The organism is Leclercia sp. AS011 (assembly GCF_037152535.1).
Classification (GTDB): domain Bacteria; phylum Pseudomonadota; class Gammaproteobacteria; order Enterobacterales; family Enterobacteriaceae; genus Enterobacter.
In genome coordinates, this window is sequence record NZ_JBBCMA010000001.1 from 2,206,091 (window position 1) to 2,230,318 (window position 24,228).

At 59.1% G+C, this 24,228-nt stretch carries 22 protein-coding genes; 11 read left to right on the forward strand and 11 right to left on the reverse strand.

Going from position 1 to position 24,228, the window contains the following annotated elements; all coding sequences use genetic code 11:
• The first annotated feature begins 118 nt into the window (after positions 1 to 118).
• Both WFO70_RS22505 and WFO70_RS10490 read left to right on the forward strand, forming a co-directional pair.
• A complete protein-coding gene (locus tag WFO70_RS22505; RefSeq protein WP_418936630.1) occupies positions 119 to 226 on the forward strand; it encodes a hypothetical protein in 108 nt (35 codons plus the stop codon).
• Positions 227 to 431: 205 nt separating this feature from the next.
• Positions 432 to 1,718 carry a citrate synthase gene (locus tag WFO70_RS10490; protein WP_337016000.1) on the forward strand — a complete coding sequence of 429 codons (1,287 nt, stop codon included), beginning with the start codon at positions 432 to 434 and terminating at the stop codon, positions 1,716 to 1,718.
• A gap of 81 nt (positions 1,719 to 1,799) precedes the next feature.
• Here the strand turns inward: WFO70_RS10490 and nei are convergent, their stop codons facing one another.
• The 10 genes from nei to WFO70_RS10540 form a co-directional block, all read right to left on the reverse strand.
• Positions 1,800 to 2,591, reverse strand: a complete 792-nt coding sequence (nei, locus tag WFO70_RS10495) for an endonuclease VIII (protein WP_337016002.1) — start codon at positions 2,589 to 2,591, stop codon at positions 1,800 to 1,802.
• 13 nt (positions 2,592 to 2,604) lie between these two features.
• Positions 2,605 to 3,249, reverse strand: coding sequence for a pyroglutamyl-peptidase I (gene pcp, locus WFO70_RS10500; RefSeq protein WP_337016003.1), 645 nt, complete (start codon positions 3,247 to 3,249; stop codon positions 2,605 to 2,607).
• A 9-nt stretch (positions 3,250 to 3,258) separates the two neighbouring features.
• Positions 3,259 to 4,254: a DUF979 domain-containing protein gene (locus WFO70_RS10505; protein WP_337016004.1), complete on the reverse strand. Its 996-nt coding sequence runs from the start codon at positions 4,252 to 4,254 to the stop codon at positions 3,259 to 3,261.
• Positions 4,251 to 4,961: a DUF969 domain-containing protein gene (locus WFO70_RS10510; RefSeq protein WP_337016005.1), complete on the reverse strand. Its 711-nt coding sequence runs from the start codon at positions 4,959 to 4,961 to the stop codon at positions 4,251 to 4,253. Before WFO70_RS10510 ends, WFO70_RS10505 begins: the two co-directional genes overlap by 4 nt.
• Before the next feature lie 32 nt (positions 4,962 to 4,993).
• Positions 4,994 to 5,728: a 5-oxoprolinase subunit PxpA gene (pxpA, locus tag WFO70_RS10515; RefSeq protein WP_337016657.1), complete on the reverse strand. Its 735-nt coding sequence runs from the start codon at positions 5,726 to 5,728 to the stop codon at positions 4,994 to 4,996.
• Positions 5,718 to 6,650, reverse strand: coding sequence for a 5-oxoprolinase subunit PxpC (gene pxpC / locus WFO70_RS10520; protein WP_337016006.1), 933 nt, complete (start codon positions 6,648 to 6,650; stop codon positions 5,718 to 5,720). The genes pxpA and pxpC overlap by 11 nt, the downstream gene beginning before the upstream one ends.
• Positions 6,644 to 7,300: a 5-oxoprolinase subunit PxpB gene (gene pxpB / locus WFO70_RS10525; protein ID WP_337016007.1), complete on the reverse strand. Its 657-nt coding sequence runs from the start codon at positions 7,298 to 7,300 to the stop codon at positions 6,644 to 6,646. The genes pxpC and pxpB overlap by 7 nt, the downstream gene beginning before the upstream one ends.
• Positions 7,301 to 7,314: 14 nt before the next feature.
• On the reverse strand, positions 7,315 to 8,058 hold the full coding sequence (locus WFO70_RS10530) for a type 2 GTP cyclohydrolase I (RefSeq protein ID WP_337016009.1): 744 nt from the start codon (positions 8,056 to 8,058) through the stop codon (positions 7,315 to 7,317).
• A gap of 10 nt (positions 8,059 to 8,068) precedes the next feature.
• Positions 8,069 to 9,481: a deoxyribodipyrimidine photo-lyase gene (phrB, locus tag WFO70_RS10535; protein ID WP_337016010.1), complete on the reverse strand. Its 1,413-nt coding sequence runs from the start codon at positions 9,479 to 9,481 to the stop codon at positions 8,069 to 8,071.
• A gap of 586 nt (positions 9,482 to 10,067) precedes the next feature.
• Positions 10,068 to 10,274 carry a YbfA family protein gene (locus tag WFO70_RS10540; RefSeq protein WP_337016658.1) on the reverse strand — a complete coding sequence of 69 codons (207 nt, stop codon included), beginning with the start codon at positions 10,272 to 10,274 and terminating at the stop codon, positions 10,068 to 10,070.
• A 308-nt stretch (positions 10,275 to 10,582) separates the two neighbouring features.
• Between WFO70_RS10540 and kdpF the strand changes: the two genes are divergently transcribed.
• From kdpF to potE, 9 genes are all read left to right on the forward strand, one after another.
• Positions 10,583 to 10,672 carry a K(+)-transporting ATPase subunit F gene (kdpF, locus tag WFO70_RS10545; RefSeq protein WP_071886481.1) on the forward strand — a complete coding sequence of 30 codons (90 nt, stop codon included), beginning with the start codon at positions 10,583 to 10,585 and terminating at the stop codon, positions 10,670 to 10,672.
• The gene (kdpA, locus tag WFO70_RS10550; RefSeq protein WP_337016011.1) at positions 10,672 to 12,351 is read left to right on the forward strand and encodes a potassium-transporting ATPase subunit KdpA; all 1,680 of its coding nucleotides are present in this window, start codon (positions 10,672 to 10,674) and stop codon (positions 12,349 to 12,351) included. Before kdpF ends, kdpA begins: the two co-directional genes overlap by 1 nt.
• A gap of 18 nt (positions 12,352 to 12,369) precedes the next feature.
• A complete protein-coding gene (gene kdpB, locus WFO70_RS10555) occupies positions 12,370 to 14,418 on the forward strand; it encodes a potassium-transporting ATPase subunit KdpB (protein ID WP_337016013.1) in 2,049 nt (682 codons plus the stop codon).
• Positions 14,419 to 14,430: 12 nt separating this feature from the next.
• Positions 14,431 to 15,006 carry a potassium-transporting ATPase subunit KdpC gene (gene kdpC / locus WFO70_RS10560; RefSeq protein ID WP_337016014.1) on the forward strand — a complete coding sequence of 192 codons (576 nt, stop codon included), beginning with the start codon at positions 14,431 to 14,433 and terminating at the stop codon, positions 15,004 to 15,006.
• On the forward strand, positions 15,007 to 17,682 hold the full coding sequence (kdpD, locus tag WFO70_RS10565) for a two-component system sensor histidine kinase KdpD (protein WP_337016015.1): 2,676 nt from the start codon (positions 15,007 to 15,009) through the stop codon (positions 17,680 to 17,682). It begins immediately after the preceding gene.
• Positions 17,679 to 18,356, forward strand: a complete 678-nt coding sequence (kdpE, locus tag WFO70_RS10570; RefSeq protein ID WP_337016017.1) for a two-component system response regulator KdpE — start codon at positions 17,679 to 17,681, stop codon at positions 18,354 to 18,356. The genes kdpD and kdpE overlap by 4 nt, the downstream gene beginning before the upstream one ends.
• A 280-nt stretch (positions 18,357 to 18,636) precedes the next feature.
• On the forward strand, positions 18,637 to 18,741 hold the full coding sequence (gene speFL / locus WFO70_RS10575) for a leader peptide SpeFL (protein ID WP_138369585.1): 105 nt from the start codon (positions 18,637 to 18,639) through the stop codon (positions 18,739 to 18,741).
• A gap of 254 nt (positions 18,742 to 18,995) precedes the next feature.
• Positions 18,996 to 21,194 carry an ornithine decarboxylase SpeF gene (speF, locus tag WFO70_RS10580; protein WP_337016018.1) on the forward strand — a complete coding sequence of 733 codons (2,199 nt, stop codon included), beginning with the start codon at positions 18,996 to 18,998 and terminating at the stop codon, positions 21,192 to 21,194.
• On the forward strand, positions 21,191 to 22,504 hold the full coding sequence (gene potE / locus WFO70_RS10585; protein WP_337016019.1) for a putrescine-ornithine antiporter: 1,314 nt from the start codon (positions 21,191 to 21,193) through the stop codon (positions 22,502 to 22,504). The genes speF and potE overlap by 4 nt, the downstream gene beginning before the upstream one ends.
• Before the next feature lie 80 nt (positions 22,505 to 22,584).
• On the opposite strand, the gene pgm is transcribed toward potE, so the two are convergent.
• A complete protein-coding gene (gene pgm, locus WFO70_RS10590; protein ID WP_337016020.1) occupies positions 22,585 to 24,225 on the reverse strand; it encodes a phosphoglucomutase (alpha-D-glucose-1,6-bisphosphate-dependent) in 1,641 nt (546 codons plus the stop codon).
• Positions 24,226 to 24,228: the final 3 nt, after the last annotated feature.

Here is a 24,228-nt window from a genome sequence, read left to right on the forward strand (position 1 = left end):
CTGGTTTTATGCGGAACAGTGATCAGGGTCACGATAACAACATCTTTTTAATTTTTAATCATCTGATTTGACAAATGTTAAACATTATTGTTACAAACATCACCAGAAAAGGCATATAATGCGCAAAAGTTATGAGGTCTCTCTTTCACCTGAGAATAAGTTATGTAACAGTGTGATGGTATTGACCGAAGTTATCAGGACAGTTATTAGTGATATACAGGTTTGAATAATTCGGACTGCACAAACACTGATTTGCTGTTATTTCTCTGATTTCTCATTTGTTTACCTGCTAGCGCCATTGCTCTGTACCCTGGTTTCTCCTCGTGAGCTGAGCGGCGAGCCAAATAACAAACTGGTAACAATGATAAATTAGCTGAATGCAAATCCGGTTAAGGGCAGTCTTAAGCAATAAGGCGCTAAGGAGACCGTAAATGGCTGATACTAAGGCAAAACTCACCCTAAATGGTGACGCTGCTATTGAACTGGATGTGCTAAAAGGCACGCTCGGTCAGGATGTTATTGATATCCGTACGTTGGGTTCAAAAGGTGTCTTCACCTTCGACCCGGGTTTCACCTCTACCGCATCTTGCGAGTCTAAAATCACCTATATCGACGGTGACGAAGGCATCCTGCTGCACCGCGGTTTCCCCATCGATCAATTAGCCACTGAGTCCAACTATCTGGAAGTGTGCTACATCCTGCTGAACGGCGAAAAGCCGACCCAGGAACAGTACGATGAGTTCAAAACCACCGTTACCCGCCACACCATGATTCATGAGCAGATCACCCGTCTGTTCCATGCGTTCCGTCGTGATTCGCATCCGATGGCGGTAATGTGCGGCATCACCGGCGCGCTGGCTGCGTTCTACCATGACTCCCTGGACGTCAATAACCCACGTCACCGCGATATCGCCGCATTCCGTCTGCTGTCCAAAATGCCTACCATGGCCGCGATGTGTTACAAATACTCCATCGGACAGCCGTTTGTTTATCCCCGTAACGACCTCTCCTACGCCGGTAACTTCCTGCGTATGATGTTCGCTACGCCGTGCGAAGAGTACGAAGTGAACCCGGTGCTGGAACGCGCTATGGATCGTATTCTGATCCTGCATGCTGACCACGAGCAGAACGCCTCTACCTCTACCGTGCGTACCGCGGGCTCCTCCGGCGCTAACCCGTTCGCCTGTATCGCAGCAGGTATTGCCTCCCTGTGGGGACCGGCCCACGGCGGCGCGAACGAAGCCGCACTGAAGATGCTGGAAGAGATCAGCTCCGTTGAGCACATTCCTGAATTCGTACGTCGTGCGAAAGACAAGAATGACTCCTTCCGTCTGATGGGCTTCGGTCACCGTGTTTACAAAAACTACGATCCGCGCGCAACCGTGATGCGTGAAACCTGCCATGAAGTACTGAAAGAGCTGGGCACCAAAGATGACCTGCTGCAGGTAGCGATGGAGCTGGAGCACATCGCGCTGAACGACCCGTACTTCATCGAGAAGAAACTCTACCCGAACGTCGACTTCTACTCCGGTATCATCCTGAAAGCGATGGGCATTCCGTCTTCCATGTTTACCGTGATCTTCGCGATGGCGCGTACCGTGGGCTGGATTGCACACTGGAACGAAATGCACACCGACGGGATGAAAATTGCGCGTCCACGTCAGCTGTACACCGGCTACGAGCAGCGTAATTTCGAAACGGATATTACCAAACGCTAACAAAAACGCCCGGCGGCGCGACGCTTGCCGGGCCTACAAAAGCGATGTAGGCCGGGTAAGCGTTAGCGCCACCCGGCTTTTTTATGTCTGGCACCCTGGACACCAGTAAAACGGCCTCGATGACAGCGTCGTTTTCTCAATTACCCCACCGCAGCGCTCACACTTTTTGCCCGCCCGATGAAACACCTTAAACCGGAACAACGCCCCGTGATGCTTCTTGTCATTTACCACCCCGCGGGTGTTGTACGACAGTCGCGGGATATCCAGCAGGGCGTGGGACAGGGCATCGAGCTGTTGTTCGGTGAGCTGTGACGCCTTGTGCTGCGCCGCCAGCCCTACATGCCACAGGATCTCGACCCGCAAATAGTTGCCTAAACCGGCCAGAAACCCCTGATCCAGCAGCAGCCCGGAAAACTGCCGGTTGCGGAATTTTGCTGACAACAAGCGCGCTTTCACATCGTCTGCCGTCAGGCGTAAATCCAGCACATCCGGCCCGACCCGCTGCAGAAAGGGATGGGTGCTGAGCTGTTCCGGCAGCAGCATCTCAATATCCGAGGCGCTGTAGAGCAGAATGGTTTTATCCGCGGTCTGAAGCTTTACGCGCAGCACCCGTGTGGTCTGCGGCTCCTGACCGGTCTCCGCTACCCGCCAGACGCCGTAAAGCTGGTTATGGCTGTAGAGCGTCAGCTGGTTAGAAAAGTGCGTCAGCAGCGCTTTGCCGCGCGTCTCCAGCTGCGTAACCTTCTCCCCGATAAGCCGGGACTCAAAGGGTTTTAACTGAGGAAAAGCAAACCACACGTCGGTGAGCGGTTTGCCTTTTATCGCCGCCTCCAGGCTATCCGCCGCGCGGCGGATCTCTGGTCCTTCTGGCATGGTAACTCCTTGGTTAGTGCGTCGCGCCGCCCACCACTTTGATGTCGTGCGCCTGACGCAGCGCCACCGCAATGGCAATCTCCAGCGCCTGCTTCAGGGTTTGCCTCGCCATGCTCGGGGCACCAGGATGCGCCGCCGCCTGCTCGGGCAGGTACGGAATATGGATAAACCCGCCTTTCACCTCTGGTCGGTCAGCCAGCTTGTGCAGCACGCCATACATCACGTGATTACAGACGAAGGTGCCAGCGGTCTGCGAAACCGAAGCAGGAATACCGGCCTCGCGCAGCGCCTCGACCATGGCCTTGATCGGCAGCGTGCTGAACCAGGCCGCCGGGCCGTCCGGCACGATAGCGACATCCACGGGCTGCTGCCCGCGGTTATCCGGGATGCGGGCGTCATCAACGTTGATCGCCACCCGCTCGACGGTCACATCCACGCGGCCCCCGGCCTGGCCTATCGCCAGCACCACGGAGGGCTGAAGCGCGTCGATGGCCGCATTCAGTACCTCTAACGACTCGCCAAAAACGCAGGGCAGCTGCCGCGCCACCACCCGGCAGTCGTCAATAATCATCCCATCCAGCAGCTTCACCACTTCCCAGGACGGGTTAACGGTTTCGCCGCCAAAGGGCTCAAATCCCGTGATTAATACGGTTTGCATCATTTCTCCTTACAGGAACATCAGGAAGTAGAGCAGAAACACGTTGGCGATCAGCAGCAGCACCCCGGTAGGGATCTGCGCTTTGATGACCGCATTTTTATCCGGCAGCTCCAGCAGCGCGGCGGGCACGATGTTGAAGTTGGCCGCCATCGGCGTCATCAGGGTACCGCAGTAGCCGGAGAACATGCCTATCGCCGCCATGACCGCCGGGTTGCCGCCATGTTGCAGCACCAGGATCGGAATGCCGATCCCGGCAGTAACAATCGGGAAGGCAGCAAAGGCATTGCCCATCACCATGGTCAGCAGCGCCATGCCCACAGCATAGACCACCACCGCGATAAACCGGCTGTCGACCGCCAGATAGGTCTGGGTAAGCCAGGAAATCCCCTCCCCGACCCCGGCGGCAGTAAACAGCAGGCCAAGGGTGGCGAGGATCTGCGGCAGAATAAAGGCCCAGCCAATAGAGTCGAGCAGACGGCGCGCCTCCTGCAGGGGCTGATGCACCTTTTCGTGGGTCATTTTGACCGCCATAGCCAGTCCCACCAGCGAGCCAACGGTCATCGAGAACAGCGTCACCAGCGTCGAGTGGTTGCCCGGCCCGAACAGCGTCTCCTGCAGGCCCGGAATGTGGTTAAACATCAGTACGCCCACGACCGTCACCACCGGAATGGCCAGCGCCGGTAAGAACAGGCGATTGCCGAGACGCTTCGCGCTGCTCTCGCGCTCTTCAGGGGTGCGCTGGTGATAGCTGCCCAGCCGCACGCCGCCAAAGCCGGCGATCAGCGCCAGCCCGACCACCGCTACACCCACCGCGATATGGACGGTGCGTTTGTCGCCCACCAGATCGTAGGTCCAGTTGCCGAGCAGGAACAGCAGGCCGTAGATGCCCCAGAACAGGCCGGTCGTGATACGCCGCGGGTTGGCTTTATCGCGAAACGACATCAGCGCCACGATCAGCAGGATCAGGCCTGCCAGCCAGTAGAGATAGCTTTGCTGGAAGTTCATTTCGCTGCTCCCTGCACTTTAGCCAGCTCACGCTGCAGATGCTTATCCAGGCGGTACAGGCGGGTGGCGTGGATCGCAAAGGCGCAGAGCGCGGTCGGGATCCCCCACAGGGCGATGTGCAGTGGTTCGGTCTGGATCCCGCCGGATTCGAGCATAAAGTTATGCATAAAGATGATGGCACCAAAGGCGACAAAGATATCTTCGCCAAAGAACAGCCCGACGTTGTCGGTGGCTGCCGACATCGCCCGCAGGCGATAGCGCACCGCCCCCGGCAGTTCGCCATACTGTTTTTCTGCCGCCCCTTCCGCCATCGGTGCCAGCAGCGGGCGCACCATCTGCGGATGGCCGCCGAGGCTGGTCAGCCCCATTGCCGCGGTCGCTTCCCGGACAAACAGATAGACGATCAGCAGACGACCGGCGGTGGCGCTGTGGATCTTCGCGATCCACGCCTGCGCCCGCTCTTTCAGGCCGTGGCGCTCCAGCAGGCCGATAACCGCCAGCGGGATCAGCAGGATGTACGGCAGGTTACGGGTATTGAGGAACCCCTCCCCCAGCTTTTCCAGAATGGTGGCGATGGGCATTTGCGCCGCGAGGCCAGTGACGATCCCGGCGACAATGACCACCAGCACCGGGTTAAAGCGTAAAAGAAACCCGACCACAATCACCGCGATACCGATGAGTGGCCAGAGGGACAGCGTCTCTGCCATGATGTTTTTCCTGTTGTGTTTGCAGGTGTGCGTTATGCACTGATTTTTATATTGTTTGCTTCAAATTCTGTACTCAGGCGACGGGCAAAGGCCAGCGCATGTTCTCCGTCACCGTGGATGCACACCGTCTGCGCGTGCACGATTGCCCATTCGCCGGTGATACTTTTCACCCGGCCGCGCTGGATCATCTCCAGGGTTTGCGCCAGGGCCTGATCTTCATCCGCGATCAGCGCCCCGGGCTGGGTACGCGGCACCAGGCTGCCGTCCGCCTGATATCCGCGATCGGCAAACACCTCTTCCCGGGTAATCAGGCCATAACGCGTCCCGGCACGGATCAGCTCGCTCCCCGCCAGCCCCACCAGAATCAAATCCGGATCGACGGTAGCGATGGCCCGGGCGATGGCATCGGCCAGGTCGCGATCTTTTGCCGCCTGGTTATAGAGCATGCCGTGAGGTTTGACGTGACGCAGCTGCCCCCCTTCGGCGCGAACGATCGCCGCCAGGGCACCAATCTGGTACAGCATCTGCGCGTAGACCGTCTCCGGCGGCAGGGACATGGCCGTGCGGCCAAAGTTTTCCCGATCCGGGAAGCTCGGGTGCGCCCCGATGGCGACCCCGTTTTTCAGCGCCTCACGCACGCAGGACAGCATGGTCCGGGCATCGCCGGCATGAAAACCGCAGGCGATGTTGGCCGACGACACCAGCTGTAACAACGCGGCATCGCTGCCGCAGCCTTCGCCTAAATCGGCATTTAAATCAACCGCGATCATGCAACCTCCACGCCAGCTGTTCGATGTACTGCCTCTGTATGCGTCGCGCATCGAGCGCCTCTTCCAGCGTACAGGGGACAAAGTGGATTGGCTGTCCGAGCGGGGCCTGCGCCAGGTGGTACATGTCGGCCTCGATGATGCAGGCGATCCGCGGATAGCCTCCGGTGGTCTGGGCGTCATTCATCAGCACAATCGGCTGCCCGTTGTGCGGCACCTGGATAACGCCCGGCAGCAGGCCGTGCGACAGCATCTCACGCTCGGTGGTGCGCACCAGCTTCTGCCCCTGCAGGCGATAGCCCATACGGTTACTCTGCGGGCTGAGCTGCCACGGCAGTCGCCAGAGCGCATCCTGCGAGGCTTTATCAAACTCGTGATACTCCGGCCCCGGCAAGGCGCGCACGCGGTTATCCCACAGCAGCTGCTTTACGCCCTGCGCTTCAAGGAACCTGCGCCCGCCGGGCCGGACGGCCAGCCGATCGCCATCTTTCAGCAGACGCCCTTCGTGGCCGCCGAGGCCCACCTTCAGATCGGTGCTGAGGGAGTTCATCACCGACGGTACGTCAATGCCGCCTGCAATCGCCAGATAGCTGCGCATGCCGCGGCGGGGGCGATTGAGGGTAAGCTGTTGTCCGGCTTTCACCGGCAGACGCCAGCCGGTCCAGACCGCCGCGCCGTCAAGCCGGGCGTCACAGCCCGCGCCGGTCAGGGCAAACCAGCCGTCCTGTTCAAATTCGAAAGTACACTGCCCGAGGGTGATCTCCAGCGCGGCATCGTCCGGGTCGTTGCCCACCAGGATATTGCCAATCTGCAGGGCCGGTTTATCCAGCGCGCCGCAGTAGCTGATCCCCGACTGGCGAAAACCGATGCGCCCGCCGTCCTGCACCGAGGTATAGAGTCCTGCGCGAAGTATTTTTAGCATACCCCCTCCTTCTGCGGGATAAACCGCACGGTATCGCCCGGTCGCAGCAGCACCGGCTCGTCACGATGTGGATCGAACAGCGGCAACGGGGTGTGCCCAATCAGCTGCCAGCCGCCAGGCGTCGCTAACGGGTAAATGCCGGTTTGCGCCCCGCCAATCCCCACCGAGCCTGCCGGTACCTGCAGCCGTGGTTCATCCCGGCGCGGGGTTGCCAGCTGCTCAGGCAGCCCGCCCAGATAAGGGAAGCCCGGCTGAAAACCTAAAAACCAGACCACATAATCAATGGACGAGTGGAGTTCCACGACCTGTTTCTCGGTTAACCCCGCGTGCCGGGCCACCTCGCCCAGATCGGGGCCCACAGCGGTACCATAGACCACGGGGATTTCGATATAGCGGGACTCGGGCTCGAGCGCCTCGCTCTCCTCCCACCAGCGCTGCAGACGCTCAATAGCATCCAGCGCCAGCGAGTGGGGATTGCGAAGCACTACGGTGATGTTATTCATCCCGGGAATGGCTTCCACCACCTCGGGGATTTCACCCAGTCGCTGAGTTAAGCGCCAGATCCGCTTTTGCGTCGCCAGGGTGACCGGCGGCTCCAGTTCCAGCACCACGGCGGTTTCGCCTAACAGATAACAACGTGCTCTCTGCACTTATACACCTCTCATCAGGCTGGATTAGGGATATCCACAAAGGTGACATCCAGGTCAGTGGCTTCCGTCAGCCATTCGCCGAGGGCGCGAATGCCGCCGCGTTCTGTAGCATGGTGTCCCGCCGCATAGAAATGCAGCCCCTGCTCCCGGGCAGAGTGAATGGTCTGCTCCGACACTTCGCCGGTAATAAAGGCATCGACGCCAAAACGCGCCGCGCTGTCGATAAAGCCCTGCCCGCCGCCGGTACACCAGGCGACGCGCTGTACCCGGTCCGGCCCGGTATCGCCGCTCCAGAGCGGACGACGCCCCAGCCGGGCTTCAATCCAGGATGCCAGCTCGAGGCCCGGTACCGGCATGGAGAGTTCGCCCCAGGGGACCAGCGGCTCGATTTCACCCATGATGTTAATGCCGAGTAGCGCCGCCAGCTGGGCGTTGTTCCCCAGCTCCGGGTGGGCGTCCAGCGGCAGGTGCCAGCCGTAGAGGTTGATATCGTTTTCCAGCAGCGTTTTCAGACGGTTACGCTTCATGCCGCGGATCACCGGGGATTCGCCTTTCCAGAAATAGCCGTGGTGGACAATCACCGCATCGGCTTTCTGGCGCACCGCTTCATCAATCAGCGCCTGGCTTGCGGTCACGCCGGTGACAATTTTCTGCACCTGCTCACGCCCTTCCACCTGCAGGCCGTTCGGCGCGTAGTCACTGAAGCTCGCGCTGTTCAGTTTGTCGTTGATCAGTTTTTCCAGTTCACTGTTTTTCATTGTTACTCCCTTACGCTTTTCGGGCGGCTTCATACGCTGCCAGCGTGGCGACGCGTGCCTGTTTATGATCGACAACCGGGCGCGGGTAATCGAGGGTGATCCCCTGTTTGTCCGCCCAGTTCCAGGGGTCATGGATGGCCTTGTCCGGCACCCTGGCCAGCTCAGGCAGCCAGCGGCGGATAAACACGCCGTCGGTATCGAACTTCTGCCCCTGGGTTGTCGGGTTAAAAATACGAAAATAGGGTGCGGCATCGGTTCCGGTTGACGCCGCCCACTGCCAGCCGCCGTTGTTGGCGGCCAGATCGCCATCGATCAGCTGCGACATAAAGTAACGTTCCCCGGCTCGCCAGTCGATCAGCAGGTCTTTCACCAGGAAGCTGGCGGTAATCATCCGCAGGCGGTTGTGCATCCAGCCGGTTTCATTCAGCTGACGCATGGCAGCATCGACGATCGGATAGCCGGTCTGTCCATATTGCCAGGCCTGCAACGGGTCATCGTCTGACTGCCATTTCACGTTATCAGTCCAACGAATGAATGGTCGATATTTACATAAATCAGGGTGATACGTCATCAGATGACGATAAAACTCTCGCCAGATCAGCTCGTTTAACCAGACCGAGCCGGGGCCGCCCTCCAGCGCCTGAGGCTGTTCGGCCAGCAATCTGTGCAGGCACTGACGGGGTGACAATACCCCCAACGCCAGACAAGCGGAGAGACGGCTGGTGCCTTCTATCGCCGGAAAATCACGCTGCGTCTCATAGTTGCCCGCCTCGTGCTGACAGAACTGGCGCAGCCGGGCTATCGCCTCTTTCTCGCTCGCCGGGAACAGCGCGGCATCGAACGCCTGCTGCGGGTAGTTGAATTCCAGCGCTACCGGCGTAACCTTCTCGCCCTCACGCGCGGCAGGTGCCGCCGCACACTCGGGCAGCCCCTCTTTCAGCCGCCGCAGCCAGGCGTTTTTAAAGGGCGTAAATACCTTATACATCTCGTGATTGCCGGTCATCACGCTGCCGGGGGGAAGGATAACGCTGTCGTCGAACCCCTGGCAGATTACGTCCTCCAGCACGCGTTCGAGCTGGCGATCGCGCTGCTGCTCGTTCAGTTCGTACTGGTAGTTATAAAAAAGATGGGTGACCTCATGCCCGGCACAGAGCTGCGCTACTTTGTCAGCCTGCGCCGCAAAATCAGCGACTTCGGCATACAGCAGTGGAATGCCTTTATCAGCCAGCTGCTGCTGTAGATCGTCAAGATGGGCGTGAAGAAACGCGGCCTGACGCGGCGCCATAGCGTGCTGGTGCCACTGTTGCGGCGTGGCGATGAAAAGCGCCAGTACGCGGGCATTTTTGTCGCGACAGGCGGCGGCAAGCGCCAGGTTGTCGTGGATGCGCAAATCGGCGCGAAACCAGACCAGATGGGTGGCCATAACACTCCAGTATTATCGTCTGTAACATCTCCAGGTCATCGAGGATACTTCGCTTTAACAAGTGTAGCCATAATGGAATAAAAAAGGCCGCCCTGATGGCGGCCTTAACGCTACTTGTCCTGCGTGAATGCGGTAAGAATAACGAACCCGGCTGGATCGTCACTTCTTACCACCAATACGCTGGCGACAATGAACGCGATACATAGATAGCGTTTCATTATGCGGTCCCTGCAAATTAACCGCTCCACCGTTCACCACCGGTGATAATCCGGCAGACACAAGCTCTGGTAAGAGTTGCAACGGTTGTTGATAGACCTTTTCCGGGACCGGTGCCCATTTGCGAGATGGCGAAAAGGGACGGCTCATAATAGAAGGTCTGACCCAGTGTTAAACCTGTCGTGGGCTTCTTTAAGAATATGTTTAGGTTACGTAATTTGACCCGGAGTTATCTCTCAGCGAGAATGGCCTTCTCTGGTAGAGTTGCAGTCTTCCCAACGGACCGCGAATCCCGAGGGATAAAAAAACCGCCACATTGCTGTGGCGGTTTTTTTATTGCTGCGGTGCTGTGTGTAGTCTTGCTTAAAACTTAATAAAAATCACAAACGGCTTTTTCAGCCTGCTCCATCCACACCGGTTTATCGCTGGTTTTAGCCCAGACGCGATGCAGGTAGCTATAAAAACGAGACCGTTCTTTCCAGAAAAGCATCACTGGTAACGCCAGAACACCCGCTACAACAGCGAAAGTGCGGCGAATAAAAACGATATGTGCCGGATATGCTTTGTAAAATTCCATCATTTTCTCCCCTTTATCTGGCCGGAAACCCTCTCCGGAAAAGTAAGACTGGTTATCTGATGAAAATAGTAACGCTTTGGCTGTAATTTTACTACTCATCCGACCACTTTTGGCATCCATTTAGTGAATATTTACACTTCACTCCGTAATTAAGTTACAGAAAAGTTAAATTTATACTAACCATTAGTTAAATTAGGGTCTTATCCCTCTTTATACTTTTTTTACACCTTCCCCGCCGATTTTTGCGAAATCTTTGCGAGCGAAATTTTACCCTTTGCACCATTACTAACGTCACCCGGAGGTGAATTGTGAGTGCAGGTGTAATTGCGGGCATCGTGCTGGTGTTCCTGTTACTGGGATATCTTATTTATGCCCTGTTGAACGCGGAGGCATTCTGATGGCTGCCCAGGGATTTCTGCTTATTGCCGGCTTTCTGCTGGTGCTATTCATACTTGCCCGCCCGCTGGGGATGTGGCTGGCGCGGATGATAAACGGCCTGCCGCTGCCCGGGGTGCAGACCCTGGACGCGGGACTGCTGCGAATGCTCGGGATCGGCACCGCAGAGATGGGCTGGCGTCACTACCTGCTGGCGATCCTGCTGCTGAACGGGGTAGGCCTGGTGGCCCTGTTCGCCATGTTAATGCTGCAGGGTTATCTGCCGCTCAATCCACAGCAGCTGCCGGGACTCTCCTGGCATCTGGCGCTGAACACCGCGGTGAGTTTTGTCAGCAATACCAACTGGCAGTCCTATGCCGGGGAGACCACCCTGAGCTACTTCAGCCAGATGGCGGGTCTGACGGTGCAAAACTTCCTCTCGGCGGCCAGCGGCATTGCGGTGATCTTCGCCCTCACCCGCGCTTTTGCTCGCCAGAATATCACCACGCTGGGTAACGCCTGGGTCGATCTGACCCGCATCACCCTGTGGGTGTTGCTGCCGCTGTCGTTGATCATCGCGTTGCTGTTTATCCAGCAGGGCGTGCTGCAAAACCTGCTGCCTTATCAGCCCTTCACCTCGCTGGAGGGAGCCAGACAGCTGCTGCCGATGGGGCCGGTGGCCTCTCAGGAGGCGATCAAAATGCTCGGCACTAACGGGGGCGGCTTCTTTAATGCCAACTCTGCCCACCCGTTTGAGAACCCGACGGCACTGACGAACGCCGTGCAGATGCTGGCGATCTTCCTGATCCCCGCCGCACTGTGCTTTGCCTTTGGCGATGCGGTCAGCGATCGCCGCCAGGGGCATGCGATCCTCTGGACCATGTCCATTATCTTTGCGATCTGCGCCGCGCTGGTGATGTGGGCGGAATGGCAGGGCAACAGCCACTTTATGCTGCTGGGAGCGGACAGCAACAGCAATATGGAGGGCAAAGAGAGCCGCTTTGGCATACTCGCCAGCAGCCTGTACGCCGTGGTCACCACCGCCGCCTCCTGCGGGGCGGTCAACGCCATGCATGACTCCTTCACCGCGCTGGGTGGGATGATCCCGCTGTGGCTGATGCAGATCGGTGAAGTGGTATTTGGCGGCGTCGGTTCGGGCCTGTACGGCATGCTGCTGTTCGTGCTGCTGGCGGTATTTATCGCCGGGCTGATGATTGGCCGCACCCCGGAATATCTGGGTAAGAAAATCGACGTGCGGGAGATGAAGCTGACCGCGCTGGCGATCCTCGTCACCCCGGCGCTGGTGCTGCTCGGCACCGCGCTGGCGCTGATGACCGAGGCGGGACGCAGCGGCATTTTCAACCCCGGGATCCACGGGTTCAGCGAGGTGCTGTATGCGGTTTCGTCGGCGGCCAACAACAATGGCAGCGCCTTTGCGGGCCTGAGCGCCAACTCGCCGTTCTGGAACTGTCTGCTGGCGTTCTGCATGTTAATCGGACGCTTTGGGGTAATTATCCCGGTGATGGCTATCGCCGGATCGCTGGTGAATAAGACCCGCCAGCCCGCCTCGGGCGGCACCTTACCGACCCACGGCGCGCTGTTTGTTGGCCTGCTGATCGGCACCGTCCTGCTGGTGGGTGCCCTCACCTTTATCCCCGCCCTCGCCTTAGGCCCGGTTGCGGAACATCTCTCTTTACGCTGATTTTGCGGAGTATTGGTCATGAGTCGTAAGCAACTGGCCCTGCTCGAACCTTCGCTGGTTCGTCAGGCGCTGATGGATGCGGTTAAAAAAGTCGACCCGCGCGTACAGTGGCGCAACCCGGTGATGTTTATCGTCTGGCTGGGCAGCCTGCTGACCACCCTGCTGGCCCTTGCCATGGCGGGTGGAGTGCTGCCAGGAAGCGCCACCTTTACCGCGGCGATCAGCCTGTGGCTGTGGTTCACCGTGCTGTTTGCCAACGTCGCCGAGGCGCTGGCAGAAGGCCGCAGCAAAGCGCAGGCCAACAGCCTCAAAGGGGTGCAGAAAACGGCGTTTGCCCGCAAGCTGCGCGAAGCCAGATACGGTGCCGGGACCGACAGAGTTCCGGCGGACACGCTGCGCAAAGGCGACATCGTGCTGGTGGAGGCCGGGGACATTATCCCCTGCGACGGAGAGGTCATTGAAGGGGGCGCCTCGGTGGATGAGAGCGCGATCACCGGCGAATCTGCGCCGGTGATCCGCGAGTCCGGCGGCGATTTTGCCTCGGTCACCGGCGGGACGCGCATTCTCTCCGACTGGCTGGTGATCCAGTGCAGCGTTAACCCTGGCGAGACCTTCCTCGACCGGATGATCGCTATGGTGGAAGGGGCCCAGCGGCGGAAAACCCCGAACGAGATCGCCCTGACCATCCTGCTGGTGGCGCTGACCATCGTCTTCCTGCTGGCGACCGCCACTCTGTGGCCCTTCTCCTCATATGGCGGCACGGCGGTGAGCGTCACCGTGCTGGTTGCCCTGCTGGTCTGCCTGATCCCGACCACCATCGGTGGCCTGCTGTCGGCCATCGGCGTGGCGGGCATGAGCCGGATGCTGGCGGCCAACGTCATCGCCACCAGCGGCCGGGCGGTGGAGGCGGCGGGCGACGTGGACGTGCTGCTGCTGGATAAAACCGGCACTATCACCCTCGGCAACCGTCAGGCCTCGGAATTCCTGCCCGCCCCGGGCGTGGACGAAAAAACGCTGGCCGACGCGGCCCAGCTGGCCTCGCTGGCGGATGAAACCCCGGAAGGCCGCAGCATCGTGATCCTCGCCAAGCAGCGCTTTAACCTGCGCCAGCGCGACGTGCAGAGTCTGCATGCCACCTTTGTCCCCTTTACGGCGCAGACGCGGATGAGCGGGATTAACATTCAGGACCGGCTGATCCGCAAGGGCTCGGTGGATGCCATTCGCAGGCATATCGCCGCCAACAACGGTCACTTCCCGCCTCAGGTCGATACCCTGGTGGAGAACGTCGCCCGGCAGGGGGCCACGCCGCTGGTGGTGGCCGAAGGCGCGACGGTGCTGGGGGTGATCGCCCTGAAGGACATTGTTAAAGGGGGCATCAAGGAGCGTTTTGCCCAGCTGCGCAAAATGGGCATTAAAACGGTAATGATCACCGGGGACAACCGTCTGACCGCCGCCGCCATTGCCGCCGAGGCGGGGGTGGATGATTTTCTCTCTGAGGCCACACCCGAGGCCAAACTGGCGCTGATCCGCCAGTACCAGGCTGAAGGACGGCTGGTGGCAATGACCGGGGACGGCACCAACGACGCCCCGGCCCTCGCCCAGGCGGATGTGGCGGTAGCAATGAACTCCGGTACCCAGGCGGCTAAAGAGGCCGGGAACATGGTCGACCTCGACTCCAACCCGACCAAGCTGATTGAGGTGGTGCATATCGGCAAACAGATGCTGATGACCCGGGGCTCGCTGACCACCTTCAGCATCGCCAACGACGTGGCGAAATACTTTGCCATTATTCCGGCGGCGTTTGCGGCGACCTATCCGCAGCTGAACGCCCTGAACGTGATGCACCTGCACTCCCCCGCCTCGGCGATCCTGAGCGCGGTGATCTTTAACGCGCTGATCATTGTCTTTCTGATCCCGCTGGCGCTGAAGGGGGTGGGCTACAAGCCGCTCACTGCCGCCGCCATGCTGCGCCGCAATCTGTGGATCTACGGTCTGGGTGGGCTGGTGGTGCCCTTTATCGGCATTAAGGCTATCGACCTGGTGCTCACCCTGTTCGGGCTGGTTTAAGAGGAAAATCAAATGGCTATGTTACGTCCCGCTATACTGTTGTTTATTCTGCTGGCCCTTGTCACCGGCGGCGTCTACCCGCTGGTGACCACCGCTCTGGGCCAGTGGTGGTTTGCCGACCAGGCCAATGGTTCGCTAATCCACCAGCAGGGGGAGATCCGCGGTTCACGGCTGATTGGGCAAGCGTTTACCGGAGCAGGCTACTTTCATGGCCGTCCTTCCGCCACGGCTGAAAGCCCGTATAATCCGCTGGCCTCGGGCGGCAGTAACCTGGCGGGCAGCAACCCTGAGCTGGATAACGCCATTCGCGCCCGCGTGGCGGCCTTACGGGTCGCCAATCCGCAGGCCAGCCAGGCGGTGCCGGTTGAGCTGGTCACCGCCTCCGCCAGCGGGCTGGACTACAGCCTGACGCCGCAGGCGGTCGCCTGGCAGATCCCGCGCGTGGCGCAGGCGCGTCAGCTCGCGCCCGCCCAGCTCAGCCAGCTGGTGGCAGAGCATACGCAAAAACCGCTCTTCAGCGCGATGGGCGGCGCGGTGGTCAACATTGTTGAATTAAATCTGGCGCTGGACGCACTAAGGAAAAACTAAATGATCGACGAGCCTCAGCGCCCGGACCCGGACAAACTGCTGGAGCAGGCTGCCGCTCCCCATCGCGGCAAGCTGAAAATTTTCTTCGGTGCCTGCGCGGGGGTCGGCAAGACCTTCGCCATGCTCAGTGAAGCGCAGCGTCTGCGCGCCCAGGGGCTCGATATTCTGATCGGCGTGGCGGAGACCCACGGTCGCCAGGAGACCGCCGCCCTGCTGGCCGGACTGGCGACCCAGCCGCCCCGTCGCATTCACCATCGCGGACGGCTGGTGACGGAGTTTGATCTCGATGCCGCCCTCGCCCGCCGCCCGGCGCTGATCCTGATGGACGAGCTGGCGCACAGCAATGCCCCCGGCTCGCGCCACCCTAAACGCTGGCAGGACGTCGAGGAGCTGCTGGAGGCGGGCATCGATGTCTTTACCACCGTTAACGTCCAGCATCTTGAGAGCCTTAACGACGTGGTCAGCGGCGTTACCGGCATTCAGGTCCGGGAGACCGTCCCGGATCCGTTCTTCGACGCCGCGGACGAAGTGGTTCTGGTGGATTTGCCCCCGGACGATCTGCGCCAGCGCCTGCACGAAGGCAAGGTTTATATCGCCGGGCAGGCGGAGCGGGCAATCGAACACTTCTTCCGTAAAGGCAATTTGATCGCCCTGCGCGAGCTGGCCCTGCGCCGCACCGCCGACCGGGTGGACGATCAGATGCGGGCCTGGCGCGACCATCAGGGTGAGGAAAAAGTCTGGCATACCCGGGATGCGATTCTGCTCTGTATCGGCCACGGCAGCGGCAATGAGAAGCTGGTGCGCACCGCCGCGCGTCTGGCGGCGAAGTTCGGCAGCGTCTGGCATGCCGTCTACGTCGAGACACCGCAGCTGCACCGCCTGCCGGAGAACCAGCGCCGCGCCATTCTCAGCGCCCTGCGTCTGGCCCAGGAGCTGGGCGCCGAAACCGCCACTCTGGCCGAACAGGCGGAAGATAAAGCCATCCTGCGCTACGCCCGGGAGCATAACCTCGGCAAAATTGTTATCGGCAGACGTTCACATCGCCGCTGGTTCAGCCGGGATACCTTTGCCGATAAGCTGGCCCAGCGCGCCCCCGACCTCGACCTACTGATCGTCGCTCTTGACGACAAACCCGCAGCCCTGCCCGCCAGAACCCCGGATAACCGGACGTTCAGCGATAAATGGCGGATCCAGCTGCGCGGCTGTCTTGTGGCGGTCCTGCTCTGCGCCCTGATCACCTTTATCGCCAGCCAGTGGCTACCCGATTTTGATGCCGCCAACCTGGTGATGATCTATCTGCTGGGGGTGGTGGTGGTGGCGCTGTTTTACGGCCGCTGGCCGTCGGTGCTGGCAACGGTGATCAACGTGGTCAGCTTCGATCTCTTTTTCATCGCCCCGCGCGGCACCCTGGCGGTGTCGGATGTCCAGTACGTTCTCACCTTCGCCGTGATGCTGGCGGTGGGCCTGCTGATCGGCAACCTGACAGCGGGGGTGCGCTATCAGGCGCGGATCGCCCGCTACCGCGAGCAGCGCACCCGCCATCTGTATGAGATGTCGAAGGCGCTGGCGGTGGGCCGCACGCCGCAGGATATCGCTCAGACCAGCCAGCAGTTTATCCACTCCACCTTTCACGCCCGCAGCCTGATCCTGGTGCCGGATCGCGAGGGCGCGCTGCGCCCGCTCTCTCCCGCCTCGGGCATGACCCCCTGGGATGAAGCCATCGCCCGCTGGAGCTTCGACAAGGGCCAGCCCGCCGGGGCGGGAACCGACACCCTGCCCGGCGTGCCGTATCTTATCCTGCCGCTGCAGCACCAGGGAGTGGCTATCGTCGAGCCGTCCAACCTGCGCCAGCTGATGATCCCCGAGCAGCAGCGTCTGCTGGAGACCTTTACCCTGCTGGTCGCCAATGCCCTTGAACGCCTGGCGTTGACCACCAGCGAAGAGCAGGCGCGATTAGCCAGCGAGCGGGAGAGCATTCGTAACTCCCTGCTGGCGGCCCTCTCGCACGATCTGCGCACGCCGCTGACGGTGCTGTTCGGCCAGTCGGAGATCCTGACCCTCGACCTTGCGGCAGAGGGCTCGCGCCACGCCCCCCAGGCCAGCGAGATCCGCCAGCACGTGCTGAATACCACCCGCCTGGTGAACAACCTGCTGGATATGGCGCGGATCCAGTCCGGCGGTTTTAACCTGAAGAAAGAGTGGCTGACCCTGGAAGAGGTGATCGGCAGCGCCTTAAAAACCCTGGAGCCGGGGCTCGGTGGGCGGCATATCGCGCTCGATATGTCAGATCCCCTGGCCTTGATCCACGTGGATGGCCCGCTGTTCGAGCGGGTACTGATTAACCTGCTGGAGAACGCCGGCAAGTACGCGGGGAGCAGAGCGCAAATCGGCATTCACGCCAGCGTCACCCCTGACCAGCTGCAGCTGGAGGTGTGGGATACCGGCCCCGGCATTCCGGTGGGTCAGGAACAGGCTATCTTTGATAAGTTCGCCCGCGGGAATAAGGAGTCCGCCATTCCCGGCGTCGGGCTGGGGCTGGCCATCTGCCAGGCGATTGTTGAGGTACACGGTGGCACCATCACGGCCCATAACCGCCCCGAAGGGGGGGCCGGATTTTGTGTTACACTGCCGCGCGACACGCCACCTGAACTGAATGAATTTCCAGAGGATCTGTGATTAACGTTCTGATTGTTGAAGATGAACTCGCCATCAGCCGTTTTCTGCGCGCCGCGCTGGAAGGTGAAGGCCTGCGCGTATACGATGCCGGAACCTTGCAGCGGGGCCTGATTGAAGCCGCCACCCGCAAGCCGGATCTGGTGATCCTCGATTTGGGTCTGCCGGACGGCGACGGCCTCGACTTTATCCGCGAAGTGCGCCAGTGGAGCCAGATGCCGATCATTGTGCTCTCGGCGCGTCTGGAAGAGACCGACAAAATTGCCGCGCTTGATGCCGGAGCCGACGACTATCTCAGCAAGCCCTTTGGCATTGGCGAACTGCAGGCGCGCCTGCGCGTCGCCCTGCGCCGCCACGCCACCACCGCTCCCGCCGATCCGGTATATCGCTTTTCCGATATTCGCGTCGATCTGGCGTCACGACGAATTCAGCGCGGTGAGGCGGAAATCCACCTGACCCCAATCGAGTTCCGCCTTCTGGCGGTGCTGCTGAACAATCACGGTAAAGTCCTCACCCAGCGCCAGCTGTTAAGCCAGGTCTGGGGGCCAAATGCGGTGGAGCATAGTCACTACCTGCGCATATATATGGGGCATCTTCGGCAGAAACTCGAGGTGGATCCCGCGCGCCCTCGCCATTTATTAACTGAAACCGGTATCGGTTATCGGTTTATGCTATGAATAACCATTCAAATTAATTTCACTTAAAATAAAAAAAATCGAATATTTATATCCAAAGAAAAGATTGCGAAGGCCGGATCTTATTTTTTCGGCAACGCAAAACAATTAAAATACATAAAATTAACACAATTCACACGAAACAGCGTTTTGATCTGCGCTCTACATGAAATGCGGAGATTTATTTCTTAAATGATCCTATAATATTGATCATCTTCACGGTTTGCCCCCCTTTTCCGGATAAAATGACCACGCTTTCAATTACTGAAAGGGAAAAGTAAAAATGGAAAACAACAATCGTTTTATGCCTCACATAAGGCGGGTAACGCATATCATGAAGTTTGCCCACCGCAACTGCTTTGACTTTCATCTCTTCAACGCCCGGTAGTCCTTCGACTTCTGGCGCACTTGCTTACAGGCATCCCTAAAAAGATCGCTTTTACAGCCGGTTGGCTGTGAACCCGTGCGCTTATTCCCCTTGATTCAGACGCATCCGTCACCGGACGGACTGGATTTTATTGTGCAAAAAGCAATGTCCTGATTTTTTTATCAGCGGCCCGACTTTGCTTTTTTTCCGGTATATAGCGATTTCTTATTTATAGAAATCGAAGGACCCTTATTACCTAAAATAAAGAGTGAAAGATGAAAACGTTAAAAATTGCCACCAGCCGTACCTGCCCACACTGTTTTACTACCACCCGTGACATAGTGGATGTAAACGACTCGGATTATATCGACGTCGCTGCGGTGGTGCTGGCGGTGAGCGATATTGAAAACGGCACGATCGAAAAAATAGACGCGACGGGTTTTAATATTCCCGTATTTATTTCCACCCATAAAGAAGAGATTGTTCCGGCAGAGTATTTATCGCGCATTCAGGGCGTTTTTGAATGTGCCGACAACTGCAATGATTTCTACGGACGCCAGCTGGAAGCGGCCGCGCAGAAGTACGAAACGCAGCTGCGTCCGCCGTTCTTCCGCGCGCTGGTGGATTACGTCGCCCAGGGCAACAGCGCCTTTGACTGCCCGGGGCATCAGGGCGGGCAGTTCTTCCGTCGTCATCCGGCGGGTAATCAGTTTGTCGATTTCTTTGGTGAGACGCTGTTCCGCTCCGACCTGTGCAATGCCGATGTGGCGATGGGCGATCTACTGATCCACGAAGGCGCGCCGTGTATCGCCCAGCAGCATGCGGCGAAAGTCTTTAATGCGGATAAAACCTACTTCGTGCTGAATGGGACGTCCTCTTCCAACAAGGTGGTGCTTAACGCCCTGCTCACCCCGGATGATCTGGTGCTGTTCGATCGTAATAACCATAAATCCAACCACCACGGGGCGCTGTTGCAGGCCGGGGCCACACCGGTCTATCTCGAAACCGCGCGTAACCCGTACGGCTTTATCGGCGGTATCGATGCCCACTGCTTTGAAGAGAGCTATCTGCGCGAGCTGGTGTCAGAGGTGGCGCCGGGCCGGGCACGTGACCAACGTCCGTTCCGCCTGGCGGTGATCCAGCTCGGCACCTACGATGGCACCATCTATAACGCCCGTCAGGTGGTGGATAAGATTGGTCATCTCTGCGATTACATCCTGTTTGACTCTGCCTGGGTAGGTTACGAGCAGTTTATCCCGATGATGGCGGACTGCTCCCCGCTGCTGCTGGAGCTGGACGAGAACGACCCGGGCATTCTGGTCACCCAGTCGGTGCATAAACAGCAGGCGGGTTTCTCCCAGACTTCGCAGATCCACAAGAAAGACCGCCACATTAAAGGCCAGCAGCGTTATGTCCCGCATAAACGTCTGAACAACGCCTTTATGATGCACGCCTCCACCAGCCCGTTCTATCCGCTGTTTGCCGCCTTGGATATCAACGCCCGGATGCATGAGGGGCAAAGCGGCCGCAACATGTGGATGGACTGCGTGGTGAACGGTATCGAGGCGCGCAAGCTGATCCTGCAAAACTGCCAGTTCATTCGCCCGTTTGTGCCGGAAACGGTGGATGGCCGTCCATGGGAAAGTGCCGACACCGCCGACATTGCCACCAATCTGCGCTTCTTCCACTTCGTACCGGGCGAGAACTGGCACGCTTTTGAAGGCTACGCCGAGCACCAGTACTTTATCGATCCGTGCAAACTGCTGCTGACTACGCCGGGGATCAATGCCCGCACCGGTGAGTATGACGATTTCGGCGTTCCGGCCACCATTCTGGCTAACTTCCTGCGTGAAAACGGCATCGTCCCGGAGAAATGCGATCTCAACTCGATCCTGTTCCTGCTCACCCCTGCGGAAGATATGGGTAAGCTGCAGCAGCTGGTCGCCCAGCTGGTGCGCTTCGAGAAACTGCTCCAGACCGATGCTCCGCTGAAAGAGGTGCTGCCGTCGATCTGTAAACAGTACCCGGAACGCTACGCCGGTTACACCCTGCGCCAGATCTGTCAGGAGATGCATGAGCTGTACGCCCGCCATAACGTGAAGCAGTTGCAGAAAGAGATGTTCCGTAAATCGCACTTCCCACGGGTGATGATGAACCCGCAGGACGCCAACTACGCCTACCTGCGCGGCGAGGTCGAGCTGGTCTCCCTGCGCGATGCGGAAGGCCTGATTGCCGCTGAAGGTGCCCTCCCTTATCCGCCGGGCGTGCTGTGTGTGGTTCCGGGTGAGATCTGGGGTGGATCGGTGCTGCGCTACTTCGCCGCTCTCGAAGAGGGGATCAACCTGCTGCCGGGCTTTGCCCCGGAACTGCAGGGCGTCTACGTCGAAGAGTGTGACGGACGTAAACAGGTTCGCTGCTACGTCATCAAACAACCTGCCGCTCAGCCCGCGCTGCTGAAAGGAGAGACATTATGAGTAAATCCAACAAAATGGGGGTGGTGCAGCTCACCATCCTCACCATGGTCAACATGATGGGCTCCGGCATTATCATGCTTCCCACCAAGCTTGCGGAGGTGGGGACCATCTCGATCATCTCCTGGCTGGTGACGGCGGTAGGTTCGATGGCGCTGGCGTGGGCCTTCGCCAAGTGCGGGATGTTCAGCCGCAAGTCAGGCGGGATGGGCGGCTATGCCGAATATGCCTTCGGTAAGTCGGGTAACTTTATGGCCAACTATACCTACGGCGTATCGTTGCTGATCGCTAACGTCGCCATTGCGATTTCGGCGGTGGGTTACGGTACCGAGTTATTCGGCGCAACGCTGAGCCCGGTACAAATTGGTTTAGCCACCATCGGCGTGCTGTGGATCTGCACCGTCGCCAACTTTGGCGGGGCGCGCATTACCGGACAGCTCAGCAGCATTACCGTCTGGGGCGTGATCATCCCGGTGGTCGGGCTGTGCATCATCGGCTGGTTCTGGTTTAGCCCGACGCTGTACGCCAACTCCTGGAACCCGCACCATGTGCCGTTCTTCACCGCCGTAGGCTCGTCCATCGCCATGACGTTATGGGCCTTCCTCGGGCTGGAATCCGCCTGTGCTAACGCCGAAGTGGTGGAAAATCCGGAGAAGAACGTGCCGATTGCGGTGCTGGGCGGAACTCTGGGCGCGGCGGTGATCTATATCGTCTCCACCAACGTGATTGCCGGGATTGTGCCGAACATGGATCTCGCCAACTCTACCGCGCCGTTCGGGCTGGCCTTCGCGCAGATGTTCACTCCGGAAGTCGGGAAAGTGATCATGGGTCTGATGGTAATGTCGTGCTGCGGTTCACTCCTCGGCTGGCAGTTCACCATCGCCCAGGTGTTTAAAACCTCGGCCGACGCGGGTTACTTCCCGAAAATCTTCTCCCGCGTCACCAAATCAGAAGCACCGGTGCAAGGGATGCTGGCGATTGTTGTCTTCCAGAGCGGTCTGTCGCTGATGACCATCAGCCCGTCGCTGAACAGCCAGTTCAACGTGCTGGTCAACCTGGCGGTGGTGACCAATATCATCCCGTACATTCTGTCGATGGCGGCGCTGGTGATTATTCAGAAGGTGGCGAAAGTCGACCCGGGCAAAGCGAAGGTGGCCAATATTGTGGCGCTGGTGGGGGCAATTTACAGTTTCTATGCCCTCTACTCTTCCGGCCAGGAAGCGATGCTGTACGGGGCGATGGTGACCTTTATGGGCTGGACGCTCTACGGGCTGGTATCGCCGCGCTTTGAGCTAAAGAATAAACTGAGCTAATAAAAAAACGGCAACCCCAGGGTTGCCGTTTGAATTTCCAGGCCGGGCAAACGCAGCGCCGCCCGGCACACCTACCGCACTTATGCGTTTTTCAGCACTTCACTCACAATCTCCACCGCTTCTTTCTCGATCAGCTGACGGTGCTCGTCGCCAAGGAAGCTTTCACAGTAGATTTTGTACGCATCTTCGGTACCGGATGGACGGGCTGCGAACCAGCCGTTCTCGGTCATCACCTTCAGGCCGCCAATCGACGCGCCGTTACCCGGTGCTGCCGTCAGACGGGCAGTGATCGGGTCACCCGCCAGGGTGCTGGCACTGACCATTTCAGGAGACAGTTTAGACAGCGCCGCTTTCTGTGCAGAAGTAGCAGAAGCCTGCAGACGGTTATAGCTCGGGGCACCGAAACGGGCTGCCAGCTCGTTGTAGTGCTCCTGCGGGTTCTTACCGGTGACGGCAGTGATTTCCGCTGCCAGCAGGCACATGATGATGCCATCTTTGTCGGTAGACCACGGCGTACCGTTGAAGCGCAGGAAGGATGCCCCCGCGCTCTCTTCGCCGCCAAAACCGAAGCTGCCGTCGAACAGACCATCCACAAACCACTTGAAGCCCACCGGCACTTCCACCAGCTTGCGGCCCAGGTCGTTCACCACGCGGTCGATCATGGCGGAGGAGACCAGGGTTTTACCCACGGCAACCTCTGCGCCCCACTGTGGACGATGCTGGAACAGGTAGTTGATGGCAACGGCCAGGTAGTGGTTCGGGTTCATCAGCCCCGCCGGGGTGACGATGCCGTGACGGTCGTAGTCCGGGTCGTTGGCGAAGGCGAGGTCGAACTTGTCGCGCAGCGCCAGCAGGCCGGCCATCGCGCACTCAGAGGAGCAGTCCATGCGGATCGCGCCGTCTTTATCGAGGTGCATAAAGCGGAAGGTCTGATCGACATGGTCGTTAACGATGGTCAGATCCAGCTTGTAGTGCTCGGCAATACGTTTCCAGTATTCGATACCGGAACCGCCGAGCGGATCAACGCCCAGCTTCAGACCGGCTTTCTGGATCGCCGCCATATCGACGATATCCGCCAGCCCTTCGACGAACGGCTGCACCAGATCCTGCTCTTTCACGTGGCCGGAGGCCATCGCCTCGTCCAGGGAAATACGCTTCACGCCTTTCAGGCCGTCGGCCAGCAGGGCGTTGGCGCGATCTTCCACCACTTTGGTGACGTTGGTGTCAGCCGGGCCGCCATTAGGTGGATTGTATTTGATGCCGCCATCTTCCGGCGGGTTGTGGGACGGCGTGATCACAATACCATCCGCCTGCGCGCCACCTTTCTGGTTATGCACCAGAATAGCGTTTGAGACCGCAGGGGTCGGGGTATAGCCGTTGTTTTCCTGAATCACGACGTCCACGCCGTTGGCGGCCAGCACTTCCAACACGGAAATAAAGGCTGGCTCTGACAGGGCGTGGGTATCTTTACCAACGTAGCACGGACCGGTGATGCCATTTTTGGCACGCTCTTCCGCGATGGCCTGAGCAATGGCCAGAATATGCGGCTCGTTAAAGCTGTGACGTACCGCACTGCCGCGGTGCCCGGATGTACCAAACTTCACTGCGTGTTCTGCGTTACCCACTTCCGGCTTCAGCACGTAGTACTGCGCGGTAAGCTGGGCGACGTTAATCAAATCGCTCTGTTGTGCAGGTTGACCCGCACGATTGTGATTTGCCATTGC